Source organism: Polaribacter sp. 2405UD43-2 (assembly GCF_058147125.1).
In genome coordinates, this window is sequence record NZ_JBYVJX010000002.1 from 331,903 (window position 1) to 350,610 (window position 18,708).

At 30.3% G+C, this 18,708-nt stretch carries 24 protein-coding genes; 21 read left to right on the forward strand and 3 right to left on the reverse strand.

Annotated elements, in window-relative coordinates:
* Nucleotides 1–84: 84 nt before the first annotated feature.
* Both ACY2RX_RS04725 and ACY2RX_RS04730 read left to right on the forward strand, forming a co-directional pair.
* The gene (locus tag ACY2RX_RS04725) at nt 85–2,829 is read left to right on the forward strand and encodes a carboxypeptidase-like regulatory domain-containing protein (RefSeq protein WP_490102811.1); all 2,745 of its coding nucleotides are present in this window, start codon (nt 85–87) and stop codon (nt 2,827–2,829) included.
* Between the two features lie 19 nt (nt 2,830–2,848).
* Nucleotides 2,849–4,171 (forward strand): DUF5689 domain-containing protein, encoded by a 1,323-nt coding sequence (locus tag ACY2RX_RS04730; RefSeq protein ID WP_490102812.1) that lies wholly within the window; start codon nt 2,849–2,851, stop codon nt 4,169–4,171.
* 420 nt (nt 4,172–4,591) lie between these two features.
* Here the strand turns inward: ACY2RX_RS04730 and ACY2RX_RS04735 are convergent, their stop codons facing one another.
* From ACY2RX_RS04735 to ACY2RX_RS04745, 3 genes are read right to left on the reverse strand one after another with little or no spacing between them, the layout of a single operon-like run.
* Entirely contained in the window at nt 4,592–4,729 is a 138-nt protein-coding gene (locus ACY2RX_RS04735; RefSeq protein ID WP_490102813.1) for a hypothetical protein, read from the reverse strand.
* Nucleotides 4,726–4,863, reverse strand: a complete 138-nt coding sequence (locus ACY2RX_RS04740) for a hypothetical protein (protein ID WP_490102814.1) — start codon at nt 4,861–4,863, stop codon at nt 4,726–4,728. Before ACY2RX_RS04740 ends, ACY2RX_RS04735 begins: the two co-directional genes overlap by 4 nt.
* Before the next feature lie 6 nt (nt 4,864–4,869).
* Nucleotides 4,870–5,226, reverse strand: a complete 357-nt coding sequence (locus ACY2RX_RS04745) for a hypothetical protein (protein ID WP_490102815.1) — start codon at nt 5,224–5,226, stop codon at nt 4,870–4,872.
* Between the two features lie 136 nt (nt 5,227–5,362).
* Here ACY2RX_RS04745 and ACY2RX_RS04750 point away from each other — a divergent pair, with 136 nt between their 5' ends.
* From ACY2RX_RS04750 to ACY2RX_RS04840, 19 genes are all read left to right on the forward strand, one after another.
* Nucleotides 5,363–5,608: a hypothetical protein gene (locus tag ACY2RX_RS04750; RefSeq protein WP_490102816.1), complete on the forward strand. Its 246-nt coding sequence runs from the start codon at nt 5,363–5,365 to the stop codon at nt 5,606–5,608.
* The gene (locus ACY2RX_RS04755) at nt 5,608–6,138 is read left to right on the forward strand and encodes a KilA-N domain-containing protein (RefSeq protein WP_490102817.1); all 531 of its coding nucleotides are present in this window, start codon (nt 5,608–5,610) and stop codon (nt 6,136–6,138) included. Before ACY2RX_RS04750 ends, ACY2RX_RS04755 begins: the two co-directional genes overlap by 1 nt.
* 2 nt (nt 6,139–6,140) lie before the next feature.
* The gene (locus ACY2RX_RS04760; protein WP_490102818.1) at nt 6,141–6,320 is read left to right on the forward strand and encodes a hypothetical protein; all 180 of its coding nucleotides are present in this window, start codon (nt 6,141–6,143) and stop codon (nt 6,318–6,320) included.
* A gap of 30 nt (nt 6,321–6,350) precedes the next feature.
* On the forward strand, nt 6,351–6,944 hold the full coding sequence (locus tag ACY2RX_RS04765) for a helix-turn-helix transcriptional regulator (protein WP_490102819.1): 594 nt from the start codon (nt 6,351–6,353) through the stop codon (nt 6,942–6,944).
* Complete coding sequence (locus ACY2RX_RS04770) at nt 6,944–7,186, forward strand: hypothetical protein (protein WP_490102820.1); 243 nt, start codon at nt 6,944–6,946, stop codon at nt 7,184–7,186. Before ACY2RX_RS04765 ends, ACY2RX_RS04770 begins: the two co-directional genes overlap by 1 nt.
* Nucleotides 7,187–7,196: 10 nt before the next feature.
* On the forward strand, nt 7,197–7,619 hold the full coding sequence (locus ACY2RX_RS04775; RefSeq protein WP_490102821.1) for a hypothetical protein: 423 nt from the start codon (nt 7,197–7,199) through the stop codon (nt 7,617–7,619).
* 579 nt (nt 7,620–8,198) lie between these two features.
* Nucleotides 8,199–8,747, forward strand: coding sequence for a KilA-N domain-containing protein (locus ACY2RX_RS04780; protein ID WP_490102822.1), 549 nt, complete (start codon nt 8,199–8,201; stop codon nt 8,745–8,747).
* Between the two features lie 33 nt (nt 8,748–8,780).
* Nucleotides 8,781–12,236, forward strand: coding sequence for a DNA primase (gene dnaG, locus ACY2RX_RS04785; RefSeq protein WP_490102823.1), 3,456 nt, complete (start codon nt 8,781–8,783; stop codon nt 12,234–12,236).
* A 12-nt stretch (nt 12,237–12,248) separates the two neighbouring features.
* Entirely contained in the window at nt 12,249–12,539 is a 291-nt protein-coding gene (locus tag ACY2RX_RS04790) for a hypothetical protein (protein ID WP_490102824.1), read from the forward strand.
* An 18-nt stretch (nt 12,540–12,557) separates the two neighbouring features.
* Nucleotides 12,558–12,710, forward strand: a complete 153-nt coding sequence (locus tag ACY2RX_RS04795) for a hypothetical protein (protein ID WP_490102825.1) — start codon at nt 12,558–12,560, stop codon at nt 12,708–12,710.
* Nucleotides 12,711–12,942: 232 nt separating this feature from the next.
* Complete coding sequence (locus ACY2RX_RS04800) at nt 12,943–13,179, forward strand: hypothetical protein (RefSeq protein ID WP_490102826.1); 237 nt, start codon at nt 12,943–12,945, stop codon at nt 13,177–13,179.
* Nucleotides 13,180–13,192: 13 nt separating this feature from the next.
* Nucleotides 13,193–13,387: a hypothetical protein gene (locus ACY2RX_RS04805; protein ID WP_490102827.1), complete on the forward strand. Its 195-nt coding sequence runs from the start codon at nt 13,193–13,195 to the stop codon at nt 13,385–13,387.
* Complete coding sequence (locus ACY2RX_RS04810) at nt 13,380–14,564, forward strand: DNA cytosine methyltransferase (RefSeq protein WP_490102828.1); 1,185 nt, start codon at nt 13,380–13,382, stop codon at nt 14,562–14,564. The genes ACY2RX_RS04805 and ACY2RX_RS04810 overlap by 8 nt, the downstream gene beginning before the upstream one ends.
* A gap of 59 nt (nt 14,565–14,623) precedes the next feature.
* Nucleotides 14,624–15,055 (forward strand): YopX family protein, encoded by a 432-nt coding sequence (locus ACY2RX_RS04815; protein ID WP_490102829.1) that lies wholly within the window; start codon nt 14,624–14,626, stop codon nt 15,053–15,055.
* Nucleotides 15,056–15,175: 120 nt separating this feature from the next.
* Nucleotides 15,176–15,508 (forward strand): hypothetical protein, encoded by a 333-nt coding sequence (locus ACY2RX_RS04820; protein WP_490102830.1) that lies wholly within the window; start codon nt 15,176–15,178, stop codon nt 15,506–15,508.
* 288 nt (nt 15,509–15,796) lie between these two features.
* Nucleotides 15,797–16,099, forward strand: a complete 303-nt coding sequence (locus tag ACY2RX_RS04825; protein ID WP_490102831.1) for a hypothetical protein — start codon at nt 15,797–15,799, stop codon at nt 16,097–16,099.
* A 162-nt stretch (nt 16,100–16,261) separates the two neighbouring features.
* Entirely contained in the window at nt 16,262–16,924 is a 663-nt protein-coding gene (locus ACY2RX_RS04830) for an ATP phosphoribosyltransferase regulatory subunit (protein WP_490102832.1), read from the forward strand.
* 361 nt (nt 16,925–17,285) lie between these two features.
* Nucleotides 17,286–17,513, forward strand: a complete 228-nt coding sequence (locus tag ACY2RX_RS04835) for a hypothetical protein (protein ID WP_490102833.1) — start codon at nt 17,286–17,288, stop codon at nt 17,511–17,513.
* A 52-nt stretch (nt 17,514–17,565) separates the two neighbouring features.
* Complete coding sequence (locus ACY2RX_RS04840) at nt 17,566–18,372, forward strand: tyrosine-type recombinase/integrase (protein ID WP_490102834.1); 807 nt, start codon at nt 17,566–17,568, stop codon at nt 18,370–18,372.
* Nucleotides 18,373–18,708 lie beyond the last annotated feature (336 nt).

Genomic DNA, 18,708 nt, shown 5'->3' on the forward strand with positions numbered 1-18,708 from the left:
TTTTTAACACTATAATTTGTTAAAAATCGTTAATTTTGTTGGCAATTTAGCAAAAAAATTTATTAAAAATTCAAACAAACATTTATGAGAAAAATTGTTTTATCAATATTTGTGATGCTATTCCTCGTTGTTGGAATAAATGCTCAAAATATTGTGAAAGGAATTGTTGTAGATAGCGATTCTGAAGAACCTCTAAAAGATGTTTCGGTTACCATGAAGAATAATAACTCTTATGCATTGAAAACCAATGAAAAAGGAGTTTTTGTTTTACAAAAATTGAATAACGGAAATTATATTTTAGAAATTAAATTTACTGGTTATGAAACTCAAAGCTTCCCTGTTTCACTTTCTGGTAAAACGGTAGATTTAGGTACAATTCTACTTTACAAAGATTTTACCGAAGATCAAGATTTAAGTTTAGTTACTATTACTGACGATGAACTAAGTGATGATGCAAGTTCTGCAGATAATATTTCTGGGTTGTTGCAAGCGTCTAGAGATGTTTATTTAAGAACGGCTGCTTTTGAATGGAGTGGTTCTTTTTACAGAATTAGAGGTTTAGACTCAGAAAACGGTAAAGTATTGATTAATGGAATAGAAATGAATAAACAATACAACGGAAGACCACAATGGAGTAACTGGGGTGGTTTAAACGATGTATTAAGAAATCAGGAGCTTAGTAATGGTTTTACTCCGTCAAATTATACTTTTGGTGGTGTTTTAGGCTCTACGAATATTAATACTAGAGCTTCTCAATATAGAGCTGGTAGTAGAATTTCTTTGGCTTCTTCTAATAGAAGTTATACACAAAGAATTATGGCTACTCACGCTTCTGGTTTAATGGATAATGGCTTTGCTTACGCTATTTCTCTTAGTAGAAGAGCAGGAAATGAAGGTTATGTAGATGGTTCTTCTTATGATGCTAATTCTATCTTTTTATCTTTAGAAAAAGTATTTAATGAAAAACACAGCTTAAATTTTACTTCTATAACAGCATTAAATAAAAGAGGTAAGTCAGCACCAAATACACAAGAAGTTTTCGATATTAAAGGTACTAGATATAATTCTTACTGGGGAAATCAAGTTGGCAAAGCAAGAAACTCTCGTATTAAAAGAGTAGAAGAACCAATTTTAATGTTAAATCATTATTGGACAATTAATGATAATACCACGTTAAACACAAATGTAGCTTATCAATTTGGAGAAATAGGTAATAGTAGATTAGAATATAATGGCGCTACAAATCCTGATCCTGTTTATTATAGAAAATTACCTAGTTATGCTTTAGCCAATCCAAGAGGACCAGATTATGAAAATGCATATAAATCTTTAACAGCATTTCAAGATTACGGACAAATTAATTGGGATGATTTGTATATTGGTAACCAAGGAACGCCAAATGATATTAGATTTTTGCTTTACGAAGATAGAAACGATGACAAACAAATTACAGCGAATACAATCTTAAATTTAGATGTAAATGATAATATTACCATTAATGGTAGTTTAGAGTATAGAAAATTAGAATCTGAAAACTTTGCAAATGTTTTAGATTTGTTGGGCGGTAAAGGTTATAAAGATATAAATACCTTTGGTGTTACTTTTGATGAAAGACAAAGCGATTTATTAAACCCTAACAGAACTGTAAGAAAAGGAGATCATTTTAAATATAACTTTAACTTAAATTCAGAAGTTTATGGTGGTTTTGCGCAAGCACAGTTTAAATACAATAAAGTAGACTTTTATGTTGCTGCTTCTGCATACAATACAACTCATCAAAGAGAAGGTTTATATCAAAACGGATATTTTAAAAATAACTCTTTAGGTAAATCAAAAAAATTAGACTTTTTTAATTATGGTGCAAAAGGAGGTTTAACTTACAAAATATCTGGACGTCATTTATTAGATTTTAATGGTGGTTATATTACCAAAGCACCATCATTGCGTAATTCATTCGCAAACTCAAGATCTAACAACGTTACTGTTGCAGATGTAAGCAATTTAGATAGTGAAAAGATTTTATCTTTTGATGCAAGTTATATTTTAAGAACTCCTTTTGTAACATCAAAAATAACAGCATATTATACAGATATTAAAGATGCAACTGAAATATCTTTCTTCTTTGCTGATGGTATTAATGGTGATACATCAGAATTTGTTCAAGAAATTTTAACAGGAATAGATAAAAGACATTTTGGAGTAGAATTTGGAATAGAAGCGCAAGTAACTTCTACCATAAAACTAAAAGGAGCAGCAAATATTGGGCAATATACATATAACAATAATCCAGATTTAGTTTTAACTTCAGACGATATTAATTTTAATTTTTCTCAAAGAAAATCGTATCTTAAAAATTATAAAATCGCTGCAGGACCTCAAACAGCATATTCTGTAGGGTTTGAATATAGAGATCCAGAATACTGGTTTGTAGGAGCAACCGCTAATTATTTAGACAATGCTTATGTAGATATTTCTCCATTAAGAAGAACTAATAATTTTATTAATGATAAAGATGGGCAAGCATTTGCAGATTACGATCCAGTTTTAGCAAAAAAATTGTTAAAACAAGAAAAGTTTAACGACTACATAGTTGTAAATGCTATTGGTGGTAAGTCTTGGAAAGTAGGAAACAATAAATTTATAGGTGTGTTTGCCAGTGTAAGTAACCTATTTAATCAAACATACAAAACTGGTGGTTTTGAACAAGGTAGAAATGCTAATTATAGAGAAGTAAGAGACGATAACGCTTTAACTACTCCTGTATTTGGAAACAAATACTGGTTTGGTAGAGGAACCACTTATTTCTTAAATGTAAATTACAGATTTTAATTAAAAAAAACTTATAAAAATGAAAACTCAAAAGTTATATAAATTCTTTGCAATTTTATTCATTGCAACATCTTTGGTCTCTTGTATAGAAGATTCAGACTACGAAATTCCTTCTATATCAGAAGACAAACAATACGAAAATCTAAAACCTTTAAATGAAATTATTTCATTGCATAGAGGTAGTAATGTAGACTTTAAAGAATATATCAAAAACTCAGGTATAAAGGATATTAATACTTATGGTTATGTAATATCTAATGATAGATCTGGTAATTTCTATAAAACAATTAAGTTACAAGACAAAGCAGAAAATCCAACTGCCACTGTAGAAATAGTTGTTAATGCAACTAACTTAAATGCAATCTACAATGTAGGTAGAAAAGTTTATATAAAATTAAACGGATTAGCTTTAGGAAAAAGATTTGATAATTATCAAATAGGTTTAAATGGCGGTAATAGTATTAATAGAATTGGTGAAAACGATTATATTAAGTTTTTGGAGAGATCTAAAGAACTAGTTGACATTGTACCAACAACATTAACTATAGATAAAATTACTGATGCACACCTTAATACTTTAATTAAATTAGAAGGAATGCAGTCTGAAAACAAAGGAGAAACATTTGCCAATACAGACAATACTTTTTCTGTAAACAGAAACTTTAAAAATTGCGATACTGATAAGAAAATTGTAATGAGAACGAGTGGTTTTGCTTCTTTTAAAGGAATTCCAATTCCAGAAAAAAAAGGAAGTATTACTGCTATCTTAGGAAAATTTAGAAATACATATCAACTTTATATTAGAGATTTAAACGATTTAGATTTTACTGAAAATAGATGCGACCCTTTATTTGAAGAAGGATTTCAATCTACATCTTCAGGAGCTATTTCTTTAACAGGATGGACAAATGTTAACGCTAATAGTGGAGCTAGAAAGTTTATCTCTAAAACTTATAGAGGAAACACATATGCAGAAATATCTGCTTATAAGAGCAATGAAAATCCTTTAGAAGCTTGGTTAGTAACACCTGCTATAGATTTAGATAACACTTCTAATGAGGTATTAACTTTTCAAACAAAAACGGGTTTTAACAAAGGGAAAGCTTTATCTGTTCACTATTCTACAGATTTTAGTGGTGATGTTAAAAAAGCTACATGGAGTAAAATTAATGCAATTTTAGCAGATGGTCCCTCTAGCGGGTTTAGCAACTTTGTAAGTTCTGGAGATATAGATTTATCGGCAGTTAAAGGAAAAGTTTATATAGCTTTTAAATATGAAGGAGCTAGTAATGGTGTAACAACTACTTTTCAAATAGATAATATAAAAATTGCTGGAAAATAAAACCTAATAGCTTAGACGTAAAAAACCGATAAAGAATTTTCTTTATCGGTTTTTTTATTAAATAATGGACACTGTCCAGAATTTTGTGTAAATAGAATTTCAGAGGGTTTAACTATTTATAGTTTTACCCTTTGTTCAAATATAGTAAGTCCAATGGCACCTAATTATAATTAGTGTACTCCTAATTGTGCACCTAAATATTTAAACTTTGTGGAATTATATAATTGACAAAATTTAATAAAGTGAAGTATTGCTGAATTTAGTGCATAAAAAAACCTAACTCAATTAAGAATTAGGGTTTTAGTAGCGGGAACTGGACTTTATATCCTACCCTGTAATCTCTTACATCGTTGTTTTTCAATTAATTGCAATTGGGTGATCTTATTATTTTTAGGTTATTTGAGCCGAATATGAGACGGTTTAAAAGTCATTTTTCACTTTATTATTAAGGGTTTGTTGCTTATCCATTTTTTTTGAATTCTCCTTTTTTAGCACTTTTTCAATATCTTTTGATAATCTGCCTTCTCTGTCTTCTGTAAGTTTAAATGTTAGTTTCATTTTGAGATTTTTTTCACTAAAAGAGTTAATTTATCTATTTTATTATGTAATGATTTTACATCATCACACAACTCTTTTTGTTTTTTAATCTCTGGATTTGTTAAATAATCTGTATTTTTTTTAATTTGACTCATTTTTTTTTAACTATTATTAATTATTTCTAAATCTGTTTTCCCAATTAATTGTTTTAGTATCTTATCTTTTTGCTTGTTTTTTAGCTCAATTTGAATAACTGCTTTAATATTATCTTCAGCGAAATAATCATTCGCTGAGTACAATATTTTTACGCCAAAATGCCTTTCTATTGCCTCAATTTCTTCAAAAGTCCAATCATCTTTTTTAAATCTTAATTGAGCAGTCCTAACACTAGTATTTATAATAGGGGCAAAGTCTTTTTCGTTAAGATTCTTCTCTATTCTTAACTTTAAAATATGCCTACTTACTTTTTGTCTTAACATACTTAAATTTAACATCTTATTTATTTGTCTATCAATCATATAGCGTATTTTTTTTAATAAAAACGTAATATTTTTTCGTTTTTATTTTTTATAACGAAATTTTATTACGTTATTTGCATAACAATTATACAACCAAAGTATAACAAAAAGATTAATATACAAATAGGGTTTTTCTATGATTTCAGAACAAGAACAAGAGGCTATTAAAAGCATTTTAGGACACAGATATTCTAAACACATACAAGCTAAACTACAAGAACAAGGCTACTGCAACTCAAATAAAGAGCCTTACTCTACTGCACAAATACGAAATGTAATGAATGGCGTACCACACGCTATTATAGAAAATGCCATTTGGGAAGTAGTAGCAGAACAAAAAGCCATTCAACAAAAAAGACAAGAACTTTTAAACTTAAATTAATGAAAACAAAAGCTACCGAATTTATCTATCAAGACACTAAAATACATTTTGCATTAGCTACCAATAAAAATGTAATGGTAAACGCCACAGAAATGGCAAAAGCATTTAATAAGAAAACAGAATTATTTTTAAAATCTGAACACGCAAAAAAGTTTATAAAAGCATTAGAAAATAAAATTAATCTCCAACCAAATGGTGGGCGAATAATCGAAAATAAAGGTCGGAACGGAATCTATTTTGATAGACGTTTAGCCTTAAAATTTGCAGCTTGGTTAGATGTAGATTTTGAATTATGGGTTTACGATACCATAGACGAAATAATGTTTGGCGAATATAAAATTCACGAACAAGCATTACAAGCTACAATAAAAGCCGAAAAAGAAATTGAAAAGTTAGAAGTAGAATTGGCGCAAAATTCGGCGTTTCAAAAAATACAAAAACTACAAAGCTTTATTAAAACTAAAAATTCTGAAAAATTAAAAGCTTTAAGAGAAAAGAAAAATCAAATAGAAATGAATTTTAAATCCTAAAAATGTCATTTCAAAAACATTTAATAGAAAGCCATAACGAATTACTAGCAATAGTAAGAGCGCATTATGAAGTGAATAAAACTGAAATATCTAAAAGTAAATATTTAAAAAACAAACTAGAAAGAGCAATTATAAGAGGTGCTCAAATAAAAAAATCCGTAGTTGCTGCTACGGACTCTTAAATTTTTAATTAATCACAAAATCTTACAACTATGATTAACAACAGCGAAATTACAAATTTTAGTCCTTACCCACAAATAGCTGGGGTAATGCCTAATGATTCTAGTATTGAATTTATTGGAATCAGAAAAACAAAGCAAGTTCTTTGGATGCAAAACGGCAGTAATCACTATTTCTGTGATCTACCTATCGAACATTATACACTTTTAAAAAATGCTTACCTAAAGGATCATAAAGCTATTCGCTTTTTATCTGGAGTTACTGATCATCTTAATCAACAAGTAGAACTATACACTTATTATATGTATGGAGAAGTAGACGGAACTCCAGATATTTCTAATGGTAAACTTTCTGAATCTGAAAACTTTAGAGATACTAGAAACTGCCCAAGCTTACTTTGGAATTCAAAAAACATAAACATAGGAAGCCACATACTTACTTCTAAACAACTGGTAATTATAGATTTTATGTTAATACAAGATTTGCCAGATAAAGCTATTGCAAGTGCTTTAGGTATTTCTCACAAAACTCTGGACTTCCATAAGCATAAACTTTACAAAGCAGTAGGTGTTTCAACTAAAATGGAACTTCTAAAATTATCAATGAAATATAAAATCGTAGCGTAATGGCAAGAGAAAAAATAAGTGTTCCAGATTTTTTGAAGGCTTGCTTAATCTATTACAAAGATTTAGGTAAAACTTACTTTGAATTTGAAGACAAAGACTTCAATCTATTTGTTTTACAAGAAGTGAATAATTGGGGGTTTTGGAATTTAAATGATTTTATGGTTGACTACAGAAAGTGGACAATACATAATCAAATAGAACTCTATTATAAAAACAACACGCTATTTCTAAAATGGCTTTAAAATAAAAAGTATGTTAGTAAAAATCACACCTACAGAAGCAAACAGTTACATGGTAAACAACGTAGAAGTTTATCAAGACTCTGAAAACAATTGGTTAAGTCGTGGAGAATTAACTCCAGAAGAAAATAATGCTTTTCTAAACTATATAAAACCGATTACTGCTGAAAAAAAAAACAATTCGAAGAAGAAGCTTTTCGGTTTGGAATGCCTTAAAGCACAACTTAAAAAGGTTGATGATACTATTGAGAAAATTACAAAACAAAGAAAAATTTTAGACTCTAAAGAAGATTTGTTTTCTGATGAAAGTTTAACTCTTAGGAAGTATTATGAAAACAAGCTACAACAGTACCAACAAATGCGAGACACGATTATTAATAATATCACTGTTACGTTCAAAACTGTTACAGTTAACAGACCCAAGGAAGCCATTTAAAACAGATAGCAAAAACTCGGTAATCGCTTTGAAGAAAACATATGATGTATATCAAAAATTGCACAACCCAACCCATAGAAATTTAACTGTTAAAGATTATTGTAATACAAAATTAAAATGAGTAAACTAATTTTTTATATATTTGCAATGCGACATTCATTTAATTGTAGAGTAAAACAATTAGATTTTACTTTTAAATTACCCATAGGCGTAGTTTCTCTCATTTCCTTTTGCTCTGCAATTGGTGGGTGTCGCAACTTAGAGGGAGCTACGCTCTACTTTTTATTTAATGTAAATTATTTTCTAAATGCGATACCCGGAAAACAATTTACACTTAACGCAACAGTTGCGTATTTGTGTAACGTCTGGTTTACGAAACGAACCCAATTACTACAATTTTTTACTAAAATTAATCAAAGACTTTGGCTGTGGCTGGTATGTGCTCAATCTTTCCAAAAAGGGCTGTATTATAAAACTACGCACCAAAGACAAACTTTTCTTTTTAGGCAAAGGCAAAACCCTACAATTGGCTTTAGACCATTTATTAAACTCTCTTATTAACCATTACAATTAAAAATTATGAATACACTAGAATTTATTTATCAAGACACTCAAATTCATTTTGCATTACACAACCAAGGTAACGTAATGGTAAATGCTACAGAAATGGCAAAAGCATTTAATAAAAGAGTAGATGATTTTACAAGATTATCATCTACAGAAAATTTTATTAATGAAGTTTTAGAAGATTTTAATCTACAAAATAATCACGCAGATGTGCGTGATTATAATCGCGAAAATGTTATCAGTTCAAATAAAAAAAGAGGCACTTATATGTGCGATGTTCTTGCTTTAAAATTTGCGGCTTGGTTGGATGTAAAATTTGAATTATGGATATATAAAACCATAAATAATATTTTATTTGGTAACTACAAAAAGCATTGGGATGCTCACCAAGAGCAAGTAAAAGCTGAAAAAGTTATGGAGAACTTAAAACCAAAACTTTTAACTGCTCCTACTCCAGAAATGATGTTAGAATATTTTGAAGCAGAAGAAAAGGTTAAAAATTCTAAATCTGCCAAACAAAAGGCGATTAGAAATCAATATAAAATAGATTTTAAAAACTAAACCTTTTTCATTCATCTTATTATCTACAATTAAATGAGATACACCAAATCGTCAGTAGACAGAGTTAGAGAAGCAGATATTGTTAAAACTATAGGAGACTTTGCAGCACTTAAAAAAGTTGGGGGCAATTACAAGTGCTGTTCTCCTTTTTCAGAAGAAAAAACACCATCTTTTACAGTTTCTCCTGTGAAGCAAATTTTTAAATGCTTCTCAACAGGATTGGGAGGCGATGGAATAAAGTTTGTAATGCAACACAAATCTGTAGAATTTGTTGAAGCAGTAGAAATTATTGCAAAAATTCACAATATCTATTTAGAAAAAGAAGAAGTTACTCCAGAGATACAACGTAAGCTAGACCAGAAAGCAGAAATGTATAATCTTACAGATAAAGCTGCTAGAAGTTTTGTGAATGCTTATAAAAAATTAGATGTAAATCACTGGGCAAAACAACTAATTGCTGAACGTGATTTTACAGATGAAAGCGTATTAACCTTTCAATTAGGATTTAATGGAGATGAAAACAAACTCACAAAGTGGACCATTGCAAACGGTACACTAGCTGTTAGTAAAGAATTAGGCTTATCAAAAACAAAAAATAGCACTTCTTACGATATTTTTAAGAACCGTATAATGTTTCCTATTCATAACGAAAAAGGAACAGTTGTTGGTTTTGGTGGCCGACAATCAAATGATCCTAAATTAGATAAAGGCTTTAAATATATAAACTCTAAAGAAAGTTTAATCTATGATAAATCTGCTGTTTTATATGGTTTATTTCAAGCGAAGCATATCATAAATAAATTAGGATCTGTAATTCTAACAGAAGGTTATACTGATGTTATTGCAATGCATCAAAACGGATGCGAAAACACAGTAGCTTCTTGTGGTACTGCTTTAACAGATAGACACGTTCAATTGCTTAAAAAGTATGCAGAAGAAGTTGTTTTATTACGTGATGGAGATGCAGCAGGATTAAAAACAATGCTGAAAAAAGATGGCGATATTGATATCTGCTTATCTCACGGTTTAAATGTTTCTATCTGTTTATTGCCAGATGGAGAAGACCCAGATACTTTTTCAAGAACGCAATTAGATATGCACACTTGGGTGCATGACAATAAATATGATGCCATTTTATATAAAGTTTCTCAATATGATTTAGTTAGAGATAGGTACGAAGCAGATGTAGTTTCTATGAAGGAATCTTACAAGCTTTTAATAGATGATGAACTTTCTAATAAAATTGAGGTAAAGGATTTAGAAGGAGACGAATTAAAAACCGCCAAAGAAAACAACAAAGAAGTTGCTAAAAATGTATCAACTCTAAAAAAGGAACAAGAAAAAGAGTTAAAAGAAATTCAAAAAATAGATCCTTACAAAAAAGCTGCAGCAGTAACTGAAATAGCAGAAACATTATTTAAAATAAAGCACGAAGTAAAACGTGCAGAATATGTAAAACAAGTAGCCAAATCTTTAAAAATAGCTACTACTGCATTAAAAGCTGAAATTGGAAAATTTGAAATTAAAGCTCAAGAAGAAGATAAAAAGAAGAAAGAAGAAACAGGCGAATTATATTCTACAAGAAACTTAAAGTTACCAAAAGGTGGAGATATGGAAGAATATTTACAATATGGATTTTTAACTATTGGTAATCAATTTCATTTTCCTGTTAACGGATATTTTATAGAAGGTACAGATTTTAAGTTCGAGCCATTATTCCAAATAATGGGAGAAAAAGAAAACAAACGTTTAGCTGAAATTACAAATACAGCCAATCAGAAAAAAATTATTGAGTTTGATTCTGAAATGTTAGCCAGTTTTGGGGAATTTAGACGTTTCCTTTTTAGACAAAATGGATTTTTATTCTACACTGACAATGGTGTAAAAACAGAGCATTTTGACAGATTTGTTAGACGCTTCAATCGTGCTTTCGAACCAGCTAGAGAATTGCTGTCAATGGGTTGGAATCCTAAAAACTTTTTTGCATTTGCTAACGGTGTGGAATGGAAAGGGAAATTTAGACCTGTAAATAAATATGGTATTATGAATTTAGAAGGTATAGATACTTCTGAAGATGAATACAATCAAAAAATAGACAACTACTACTCGCCTGCTTTTTCTGTAATGTATAAAGATGCACAAGAAGGAGATGATTTATATGAGAATGACAGATACTTTGTGTACAAAGAGTCTCCTATTTCTTTAGTTGATTGGATGAATAAAATGATTACTGTTTTTGAAGATAAAGCAATTATTGGCATTCTTTTTAATTTCGGGAGTCTTTTTAGAGACTTGTTTCTTAAACATTATACCTCATTTCCTTTATTGGGTGGTTTTGGCGAAACTGGTTCTGGTAAATCTGCCTTTGGTTTAATTTTACAAAATTTCTTTTACTACAGAATGGCAGGTGTGGATTTAACCCAAGTAACACCTTCTGGACTTTCCAAAACATTAACAAGAACTACAAATACAGTCGTTTTTTGTGATGAATTTCAAGATAAAAACATCAAAGAAGATGTTGCCAACTTGATAATGGGTGGTTGGAATGGAAATGGACGTGTAAAAAGTAAAGACATAGGTAGCACCAGAACCACCATAGAAAAAATATTATCCGCTATTTATTACTGTGGACAGTTTATGCCAACCTTTAAAGATGGAGCTTTAGGAAATAGAACTATTGGACTATACTTTAAAAAAGAAAATAGAACTAGTCAACAAAAAGAAAACTTTACAGATTTACAAAATGTAACTAACGAAGGAGTAAATAGTTTGGTTTGTAAAATTATTGAACACAGACAATACTTTGAAAAATCATTACCTCGTGTTTACTCAGAATCTGAACGTACTTTAAAAGCAACTTTAGAAAAAGAACAATTTGATGAACGTGTTTTTAAAAACACCTCAATGTTACTGGCCACTTACGAAATACTAAAAACCAAAATAGATTTTCCTTTTGATGATGCTAAAGTTTTAGCCCTTTGCAAAGATTTAATTATCAATAATTCAGAACAAATATCTGATAGTAGTGGTTTAAATGAGTTCTGGAACATCATTACTTGGTTGTTTGAACAAAAGAGAATTAAAGATCATCAAGAGTTTGTAATTGCTAGAGATATTTCTTTTAAAATTATTGGAGAAAAAAGAGTTGAATCTACACACGATAATCAAGAACGAAATCAGATACTCTATTTGCGATTAAAATCTGTTTATCAATTCTATAACAAAGAAGCTACAACACGTGAAGGTGTTGATGTATTAAATCAAACAACGTTAAGAAATTACTTTAAATCACGCCCATATTTTATTGGTCTAATAAAAGGAAAACGATTTGGAACAGCAGGAACACAAAGCTGTTACGCTTTTAACTACACAATGATGGTTGAAAAAGGATTAGTAACCCTTGAAGAAGATACTTCTTTATTTAAGAAAGCTGAAGATACAGCTTCAGAAAAACCTACTAACGATGAACCAGATGATTTACCATTTTAAAAAATAAACACTATGCCAACAGCCACAGCAATGCAACTACGTCCTTATGTTTTTCCAAGAGCAATCGCTAAAGTAGAATTAGTCCAGGCCTTACCAGAAGACTTAAAAGAATTTATTGGTTACGATGAATTAGAAAGAAAGCAATATAGCTTAAGGCTTGGTTTAATTTATTGGGTAAAATCTTCAATTACAGGACAAATAGAAGGAACCCCTTTTATAATAACAGAAAATACAGATGTCAATCATTTAAAGGAAATGCTTGATTGCAAAATGATATGGATTTCAAAAGATCCTTTTAATTAATCTTAACAACAAATTACAATGAAAAAACCACATAATATGAAACCCGGAGACAAACGCATCTTTAAACATCTTGGAGAAATACAAGAGTTTGCTGAAACCTACGAACACAAAGCCGAAGAATTCAAATTTAATTGTGATTCTAACGGTCAACTAGAAATGATAAAACGCTAAAATTTTAATTATGAATGAAACAATTCCAATTCAAAAGGAATTGCTAAAACCGAAATACAAACAATTAAACATACTATAAAATGACACTTCTTGAAAAATTAAAGTTTACCTCAAAAATGTACCATCAAAATATAGATGAATTAACAATTAAGATTGAAAAACTGAAATCTAAACGTAAAGAGAAAATTGAGGCAGTAGAAAATATCGATATCATTATTAAAGAAGAGATACAATGAAGATTACAAAATCACACAAATTCATCATTACAATAAGGTGGTATAAAAATGACAATGGTGGAGACCGTAGATCTATCTGCATTGATTATACAGATGAAGCAAATAAAAAAGAACAGATAAATAAAATTCTGAAAGATTTTAGAACGCTTCCTATGGATATAGGAGAAAATAGAGGAAGAATTCCTTATTCAGTAACAACAGCTAGTCCTAATTGGACAAGAAACTATTATTAAAAAACATAAGATTATGAAAAACCTAATAATGAATGATGTTTCTAGATGTGATAATGATAAGTGTATTTTCAAATCTACATGTAAAAGGCATTTGCAAGTAGAAATTGACAAAAAGAATAAAACATCTTCTTGGACTACCATTTTTGGAAACAAAACGAATCAATATGGAATGACTGTAAGTTGCCAAAACAGAATACCAAATGAATAAACTCGAATTATTTAGTGGTATTGGTGGCTTTACTAAGGGCTTTGAAGAAGCAGGATTTAAGTTTGATAATGTTTACTTCAGTGAAGTAGACAAACACGCAATCGCTAATTATAAATACAATAACCCAAATGCAATACACATCGGATCAGTTAAACATTTTCAGCAATGGAAAAATCAACTTGGAAGAATCAATATACTCTCCTTCGGATCGCCTTGCCAAAATTTTTCGTTGGCTGGTAATAGAAAAGGGCTTAAAGGAAGGAGTAGTTCACTCATCCACTATGCCATTATGGCTATCGAATGGTTTAGACCTGATGTTTTTATTTGGGAAAACGTTAAAGGAGCTTACTCCTCAAACAAAGGCGAAGATTTTCAAGCAATCTTTGAAAGGCTTGCCAACATTGATGGTTACCGACTCGAGAAACAATTGCTTAATACAAGCTGGTTTTTACCCCAAAATAGAGAGCGAATATATCTTATTGGACATCTTACAGGAAGAAGTGCCCCAGGAGTATTTCCTTTCGGAGAAAATGATAAAACATTTACTAAAAGAAAAGGAAACCAATCACAAACCCAAGTATGTACAACAGTAGGCACTAAAATGGGCAATCGTGCTGACAGCACCTTTGTTATTCCTAAAAAGTCCGGGACACTTACCGCAGGAGGAAACTCTGGAGGCTTACACAGCGATATGACTGTTATACCCGTACTAACACCCAATCGTAAAGAAAAACGTCAAAACGGGCGACGTTTTAAAGAAAATGGCGAAGCTGCATTTACTTTAAATTGTCAAGATCAACACGGAATAATGATTAAGTCTACACATTTTGGACCACACCAACAGGATCGATTTTATGACGATGATGGATTAATGAGTTGCTTACCATCAGCTCGTGCTGAAGACAAAATTAAGATTAACACAAATAATCAAATCAGAAGGCTAACAGAAATAGAATGTGAGCGTTTACAGGGTTTTAATGATGATTACACAAAATATGGCAATTACGATGGTGTAATAAAAAAGATAAGTAAAACTCAAAGATATAGAATGTTAGGCAACGCTGTAAGTGTACCAGTTGTAAAAGCTATTGCTTTACGCTTAACGGACTCGGCTAAGAAGCGTAGCCTTAATCACGCTTCATTAAATGTAAAAAAGTCGCATGGCTATGCTTTTTAGCCTTTGTTAACTACTGTACTTTTTGTGCGGTGGAAATTTGAAACTAAAAACTTAATAAAATGAAGAATATAAAATTTAGAGCTTGGAGCAAGAAAAACAATAGAATGTTTACTGTTACAGAATTGCGATTTGTAGCAGAGGAAGTAACACTTGATAAAACGTTAAGTGAAGTAAGGATTAATGACCAATACGACACTTTTCAAGATTTTAATGATGTTGAATTGATGCAGTTTACAGGGTTGTGTGATAGGTTTTGTCGTGAAATATACGATGGCGATATTTTAAGCGATTGGGTAGATACTGACGAGGGTAAAATACAGAGCAAAATGCAAGTGTTTTGGAATGAACCTACTGGAAGTTGGCATTTAGATAATAGTAGTGAACAAGATAAAACCTATTCTACTGAATTATGGCAAGAACTGAATGATTTTGAATATAAAGTAACTGGAAATATCCACGAAACTGAAAGCGTTGACGAAAAAGTATTGTAGTTAACGGTTAGCGTATGAAAAGTGCGTGGACTTGACCTAAAATTAGAAAATAAGCACTAAAAATAAACCCTTTTCGAGCGTGGGGATTTAACGCTCTTAACCTTAAATTATATTAAACAAATGGAAGATTTAACACCAAAATTTGAAACTTGGGCAGTAGTTGAGCTTTTTGGACACACACAACTATCTGGGAAAGTAACGACCCAAACAATCGCAGGACAGGAATTTGTTAGAATTGATGTGCCTAAAACAAAAAGCGTACCTGAATTTACTAAATATCACTTGCCAAGTGCTGTTTATGGAATGACACCTGTTGATGAAGATTACGCAACTCGAATGGCTGAAAGATTAAGTGCTAAACCAATAAATGACTACAAGCACAATGAAGTTATTAGAGAAATCATTAAAGAGAAATTGTCTGAAATGGCAACCACTAAAGCACTTGACTTTTAAGCGGTGGAAAAAAGGGTTTATTTTTCTTTGGATAAGGAACTGACCTTAATAGTTAAACCAGTACATAGCATTTTTTATACGCATTGTTATGTACTGGCGCAACTAACCGTTTTGAGTGCGTACAGATATTGCGTTTGTACATAACGTTACAGGTATATGAATAGGTGCGAAATTCGGCAGAATTTCCACCGTATAAACAAGAACAGAACATTGAATTAAAACAAATAATAACCAAATACTAAAAGCACTTATTTATATACGGTGTTGGCTGTAGTTAAATTTTTAAAAATGGGATTTCAAGACTTAAAAAAAACAATACAAAAATACTATCCAATTCATAGAGAAGCAACGGAAGTAGATTATAAAAACGAAAATGAATTTTTGGTAAGTAGGCAACTTTATAAAAAAGAATACTACAACGATTATTGTGCAGTAAAATTACGCAAAGGTTATTGCTTAATTGATTTTTTCAAGTCGGATAATAGGCATATTGATAAAATAGAAAGTGATTGGGCAGATTACTCTTTCAGTTTAAAAATAGAAGAAAAAGATTATTCAAATGCAGAAAGTTTTTTTAGTTGGTTAGTATAATTACTGCCAACGGATATGTGTATGAAACGTAGCCTTGAAATGCCGAAACTTCAAGTAAAACACTAAACTAATAATTGTCAATTTTCGAGCGTTGGCAAAATCACAAAGTAGTAAAGGGTTGCATTTTTCTTGCAACTGTTTACGGTAATTAAAATACAAAATATGAAAATTATAAAACAAGATTGTTATAAAGGAACTCGAATAATTTTAGGTAATGAAAAACCTAATTATTTGCAAAAATGTAGAAAATTACTAATTGAAAAAGGTTATGTAGAAATACAATTGCCAATTATACAATTAGCTGATATGTTTACTGACAAGGTTGGTGAAGAAAATAATAATATGATGTATAATTTTAAAGATAGAGGACAAAGAAGTATTTGCCTTGCTCCAGAATATACAGCAGTAATTCAAAACCTTTCTGATACATACTTTAAAAATCAAAAAAATGTAAAAGTGTTTTATGTAGCAGAATGTTTTAGAGGCGAAAAGCCACAATTAGGTAGATATAGACAATTTACCCAATTAGGTGTTGAAATAATTAATAATGAAAGTTTTGCAGGAATGCCAGAGTTAGCGTATAAACTAATATTGCAGGCGATTCCTGAAAAAAGCTACCAATGGTTAGAAGAAAATATAATAGTTAACAGAAACGCTAAAAGAGGTTTAGATTATTATAATAATGGAAAAGGTTTTGAAATATCTTGCAATGAGTTAGGAAGTTCTAAACAAATTTGTGGTGGTGGAAGTTATGAAGGTGGAATTGGTTTTGCGGTTGGTGTAGATAGATTGTTAGAATTAAATAACTTAAATAAAAGCCAATAGTTAGTAAAGCGTAGGCGGATAAAAAATAAATGTGCCATTTTTCTTGGTTCTTTTATTTTGTGCGGTTGAAAAAAGCGTTGGCAAAAAATTGACAATTATGGGCAAATACAGAAAGAACATTGAGTTAAGTACAGACTTTAGCTATGTTTTATACACAGTGTTCTTAACTGGTGCGCCCTTTTCATAATGAGTGCGCACAGATTGGGCGCACTTGTTTAGAACGTAAATGTTTATGGTTAGGCTGTTTTCCGAAGGAAAACTGACGTAACCAAACATTTACAAAGATTAAGATAAAAACAAAGAATATTAACACGCTACAGCTTAACTATAAACGGTGTTGGCAGTAGTTAATAGCGATAAGATGGAAAAAATAGCACTTAAACTAAAAATCATACAAAAAGTTTCTAACGAACAAAGAATAAAAAAGGGGTTAAAAAAGATTGGTAAAGGGTATTTTAACGCTTATAGATTTAACCCTTACAACCCCTTAAGTTATTTAATAGTGTTAGTAATTGCTTTAGGTGGTTTAATAATGTATGGGGTAGTTGGTTTGTATGAAAAAGCAGAAAACCCTTTTTTATGGAATTAATTTAATTACTGCCAACACCTATATATAAAAACCTTTAATTAACTAATTGATTATGAGAAATAAACAAGATAAAATTTTAAAGATGTATTCTGAAAAGCTAAAATATTTTAGATACTCAAAAAACACGGTTAAGTGCTATCATCATTATGTAGCGGAATTTTTGGAGTTTACAAAAAAGAACTACCAACATTTAACCAGTAATGATTTTACTTTTTATTTAAATCATTATAAGTTTAGTTCTACATCACAACAGAATCAAGTTATATCTGCTATTAAGTTTTTGTTTGAAAAGGTTTTAAATAAAAAATACGCCAAAATTGATTTCTCTAGACCTAGAAAAGAGCGAAAACTTCCTCAAATAATTGATAAGACTATTTTACGAGAAAAAATATTATCGATAAAAAACTTAAAACACAAAGCTGTTTTAAGTTTAGCATATAGCTGTGGACTAAGAGTTTCTGAAATTATAAACTTAAAAATTGTAAATATAGATTCCGATAGAAACTTAATTCATGTTGAATTAGCAAAAGGCAAAAAAGACAGGGTAGTTCCGTTATCAGAAAATCTATTAAAAATTTTGAGAGATTATTATACGGAATTCAAACCAAAATTTTACTTATTTAACGGTCAGTTTCATTTGCAATATTCAGCAACTTCTTGTAATAAAATTATTAAAAAATACATTGCTTCAGATGCACACATGCATCAGCTACGCCATAGTTGTTTTACGCATTTATTAGAAACTGGTACAGATTTAAGAACCATACAATCTATTGCTGGGCATAAATCTTCTAAAACAACTGAAATCTATACACACGTTTCAAATAATCATTTACAAACTGTAGAAATGCCTATTTAACAAAATCCTCCACCCAAATTACATACACCTTTAAAAACCGCTTTTTCTGCGGTTTTTTACATTTCTCTTAGTTCAACTAGTTCAACTCACATTCTTTTCACACACAAAGAGTTACGTTAATGTTGAACCGTTGAAACTCACAATCGAATTTCTACCTTTTCTATGGTATTTTCAAACTCTCAAAATTCATACTCTCAAAAACAACAAAACCCCCAACCCAATAATAAAAAACATTTAGGGAGAAAAGTGCGGAGATTTAGCGTTCAACCGTTCAACTTTTCCAACACTATAGATTTTATTTATACTAACTATTTAATTAACAAAGAGTTATCCTTT

Bases quoted from the DNA above. Each gene is read 5' to 3' on its own strand.
- ACY2RX_RS04725 (WP_490102811.1), top strand. From the start codon at position 85: ATGAGAAAAATTGTTTTATCAATATTTGTGATGCTATTCCTCGTTGTT.
- ACY2RX_RS04790 (WP_490102824.1), top strand. From the start codon at position 12,249: ATGCCAACAGCCACAGCAATGCAACTACGTCCTTATGTTTTTCCAAGA.
- ACY2RX_RS04800 (WP_490102826.1), top strand. From the start codon at position 12,943: ATGAAGATTACAAAATCACACAAATTCATCATTACAATAAGGTGGTAT.
- ACY2RX_RS04745 (WP_490102815.1), bottom strand. From the start codon at position 5,226: ATGATTGATAGACAAATAAATAAGATGTTAAATTTAAGTATGTTAAGA.
- ACY2RX_RS04835 (WP_490102833.1), top strand. From the start codon at position 17,286: ATGGAAAAAATAGCACTTAAACTAAAAATCATACAAAAAGTTTCTAAC.
- ACY2RX_RS04830 (WP_490102832.1), top strand. From the start codon at position 16,262: ATGAAAATTATAAAACAAGATTGTTATAAAGGAACTCGAATAATTTTA.
- ACY2RX_RS04810 (WP_490102828.1), top strand. From the start codon at position 13,380: ATGAATAAACTCGAATTATTTAGTGGTATTGGTGGCTTTACTAAGGGC.
- ACY2RX_RS04840 (WP_490102834.1), top strand. From the start codon at position 17,566: ATGAGAAATAAACAAGATAAAATTTTAAAGATGTATTCTGAAAAGCTA.
- ACY2RX_RS04770 (WP_490102820.1), top strand. From the start codon at position 6,944: ATGGCAAGAGAAAAAATAAGTGTTCCAGATTTTTTGAAGGCTTGCTTA.
- dnaG (WP_490102823.1), top strand. From the start codon at position 8,781: ATGAGATACACCAAATCGTCAGTAGACAGAGTTAGAGAAGCAGATATT.
- ACY2RX_RS04825 (WP_490102831.1), top strand. From the start codon at position 15,797: ATGGGATTTCAAGACTTAAAAAAAACAATACAAAAATACTATCCAATT.
- ACY2RX_RS04780 (WP_490102822.1), top strand. From the start codon at position 8,199: ATGAATACACTAGAATTTATTTATCAAGACACTCAAATTCATTTTGCA.
- ACY2RX_RS04750 (WP_490102816.1), top strand. From the start codon at position 5,363: ATGATTTCAGAACAAGAACAAGAGGCTATTAAAAGCATTTTAGGACAC.
- ACY2RX_RS04735 (WP_490102813.1), bottom strand. From the start codon at position 4,729: ATGAAACTAACATTTAAACTTACAGAAGACAGAGAAGGCAGATTATCA.
- ACY2RX_RS04760 (WP_490102818.1), top strand. From the start codon at position 6,141: ATGTCATTTCAAAAACATTTAATAGAAAGCCATAACGAATTACTAGCA.
- ACY2RX_RS04765 (WP_490102819.1), top strand. From the start codon at position 6,351: ATGATTAACAACAGCGAAATTACAAATTTTAGTCCTTACCCACAAATA.
- ACY2RX_RS04820 (WP_490102830.1), top strand. From the start codon at position 15,176: ATGGAAGATTTAACACCAAAATTTGAAACTTGGGCAGTAGTTGAGCTT.
- ACY2RX_RS04795 (WP_490102825.1), top strand. From the start codon at position 12,558: ATGAAAAAACCACATAATATGAAACCCGGAGACAAACGCATCTTTAAA.
- ACY2RX_RS04755 (WP_490102817.1), top strand. From the start codon at position 5,608: ATGAAAACAAAAGCTACCGAATTTATCTATCAAGACACTAAAATACAT.
- ACY2RX_RS04805 (WP_490102827.1), top strand. From the start codon at position 13,193: ATGAAAAACCTAATAATGAATGATGTTTCTAGATGTGATAATGATAAG.
- ACY2RX_RS04815 (WP_490102829.1), top strand. From the start codon at position 14,624: ATGAAGAATATAAAATTTAGAGCTTGGAGCAAGAAAAACAATAGAATG.
- ACY2RX_RS04775 (WP_490102821.1), top strand. From the start codon at position 7,197: ATGTTAGTAAAAATCACACCTACAGAAGCAAACAGTTACATGGTAAAC.
- ACY2RX_RS04730 (WP_490102812.1), top strand. From the start codon at position 2,849: ATGAAAACTCAAAAGTTATATAAATTCTTTGCAATTTTATTCATTGCA.
- ACY2RX_RS04740 (WP_490102814.1), bottom strand. From the start codon at position 4,863: ATGAGTCAAATTAAAAAAAATACAGATTATTTAACAAATCCAGAGATT.